Origin of the sequence: Pseudoalteromonas sp. BSi20495 (assembly GCF_000241185.1) — a bacterium.
Classification (GTDB): Bacteria; Pseudomonadota; Gammaproteobacteria; order Enterobacterales; family Alteromonadaceae; genus Pseudoalteromonas; species Pseudoalteromonas fuliginea.
This window is the reverse complement of record NZ_BADY01000121.1, coordinates 1-2,387: the sequence shown is the minus strand read 5'-3', so window position 1 is coordinate 2,387 and position 2,387 is coordinate 1. Positions and strand designations below refer to the sequence as shown.

The window sequence follows — 2,387 nt, the reverse complement described above, 5'->3', positions numbered from 1 at the left end:
TCACCCGGTCCAAGGGTCGGTGGTTCGAATCCACTCAGTCGTACCAATTAATAGTAATAAACACACTTAAAAGAAAAAGCACTACCCACTCTTGATCACCCGCTCCAAAGGTCGATGGTTCGAATCCACTCAGTCGTACCAATTCAAAGTAATAAAAAACTGAAGAAAAAGCACTACCCACTCTTGATCACCCGGTCCAATGGCCAGCAGTTCGAATCCACTCAGTCGTACCACTTCAAAGTAATGAAAAAACTAAAAAACCGAAGAAAAGCACTCCCTACTCTTGATCACCCGATCCAAAGATCAGCAGTTCGTATCCACACAATTGTTAAGCATATCAGGTAGCCTTATAAATTGTGGGTGTTCGTTTTATCAAAACTTTTAAGATTTAAGTTCTCCAGTTTTACTATCATTCAACAAACACTTCGCCTTAAAATTACTAGTATTAAGACGAAGTGCACACCCCTAATTAATCTAATGTAAAATTAGATTAGAGATAGATTTAATCATTGTGTTATTACGTTATAAGGGTAAATATTTTCGCGGTTTTGGAATGCCAAAATTGCCGTATTTTTAATTATTCCTAGCTCAATGTTTATTGCACGGCGAATGGTTTCATCTTTTTGCCACTGCAAAGCACCTTTGAGTATCGTTTGTAAATATACAATGAGCGCCGCAGAGATTGAACGCGTCGCGCTTTCCCATAAATAACTCGGTGTATGATCAACGCCATAATAATCCGTGTTGTTATATCGAAATAAAGGGTTTTTAAACGTTGTCGGCTTTGCAAAAAAGAATCCCATCCCCTCATCACAGCTAACATCAATAATTAAGCTGTTTGATTTTAAGCACTCGGCTTCTGATTCAATGACAAAGTTAACCGGATGAGCTGTTTCTTGATAAGTCCCGTTCACGATAATATCGGCTTCGCTAATAAGATCGCTAAGTGGCCGATTAGTCCCATCATGCTCAACAACCATCATGCGAGCCTCTCCTTCAATACCTTCTCGTACCTTAACATAGTGACAATCTAATATTTCTTCACGCACTTCGTGATCAGGACGCTGAATACAAATGGTAATATCTCTAAAGCCATGCGCTTTCAGGGCGTAAATAGCGCCTCTACTCACTGCCCCAAAACTAAATATAATCGTTTTACGTTGATCGCCATAATGACCATCAATACCCTTAAGTTGCAAAGCATGTATTACAGCGCAATACCCTGCCATTTCATTGTTTTTATAAAAAGTATGGCGCCCTACATTCCCGTTTGGTGACCACACATACATATCTTCAAAAGCAATTAAGGTAAGTTTACGCTCAATTGCCGCTTGTGTTATTTCATGCTGTTGAACGCAGTGGGCATAACCCCAAATAGTGCCTCCTTCGCGCATTTCTTCTAAATCAGCAAGTACAGGCTTTGCAATAATGGCCGTGCCAATATGGGTAAGTATTTCGCTGCGCGATGCAATGCCACCCGTTAACGTTGCAATATATTCATCGCTAACATTAAAAGCGGTGCCATAGCCTTGTTCAAACACCATTTGTTTTCTAAGGTTTTCTGGAATTCGTAATAAGTGCTCTGGGTGAATAGGATACCGTCTTTCATCTGTCTTGCGGGATGTTCCGATAACGCCGATAGTTAATTCACTCATGCTAAGTCCTGTTTATAAAGTAAGTACGCTTGAGTTCACCAACGAATCATCATACTTCGCCAATAAACTTAGGCGGTGTTTTTATGTACGTTTTTGGCTCGGATGAACCAACTCTATTTTACAAAGGTGTAATTTTGGCAATAAATAATGAAGAGCAGTGAGTTAACTTGCATTAAGTTGCAAGCTGAAGACTATTACCTTTTGAGTAAAAGTGCTGACTGAGTATATCAGAAATAAGTATTGCTAACTTGGGTATCTCAAACTGAAATAAAGGGAGTACTAGCCTGTAGAGCAGATTTAATCCACTTTAAATTGGGCTAGCTGAACGTTCAGCTTTTATATCAACTTCGGCTATGCCCATGAGCGGACGGTGGCACCAAAGTCACTTGTTATCTGATTTTTATCTTATATCATTGCTCTTCTTAAATTTTCTTACTTTAGCGCGCATATTTTTCATTGGTGATGAGGTATTAAGCTGGATCATTCTACCTAATGTATATTTTTTATACCAAGCAACACCGTAAAGATCATGCTCACTTAATGAACTAACTAGCGACAAAATATTATTTGCTGTTATTTTAAACTCAGAGATTAAGTCATTGTAGCTCCAATCACGATACTCAAAATAAAAACTTTGAGCTAGCCTTCCTAGTTCATTCCATTTATAACCAGTTGCAGGAAGCTCCACACATTGCTTAGCTGACGTAAGTTTATTCCACTGAATTACTAGCT

General features: G+C 38.9%; 2 protein-coding genes. Both read right to left on the bottom strand.

What is annotated here, in order from left to right:
- Nucleotides 1-506 precede the first annotated feature (506 nt).
- Complete coding sequence (locus P20495_RS05475; RefSeq protein WP_008137839.1) at nucleotides 507-1,655, bottom strand: N(5)-(carboxyethyl)ornithine synthase; 1,149 nt, start codon at nucleotides 1,653-1,655, stop codon at nucleotides 507-509.
- Between the two features lie 400 nt (nucleotides 1,656-2,055).
- A partial coding sequence (locus P20495_RS20865; RefSeq protein WP_033016167.1) for a ClbS/DfsB family four-helix bundle protein occupies nucleotides 2,056-2,387 on the bottom strand: 332 nt, incomplete at its 5' end.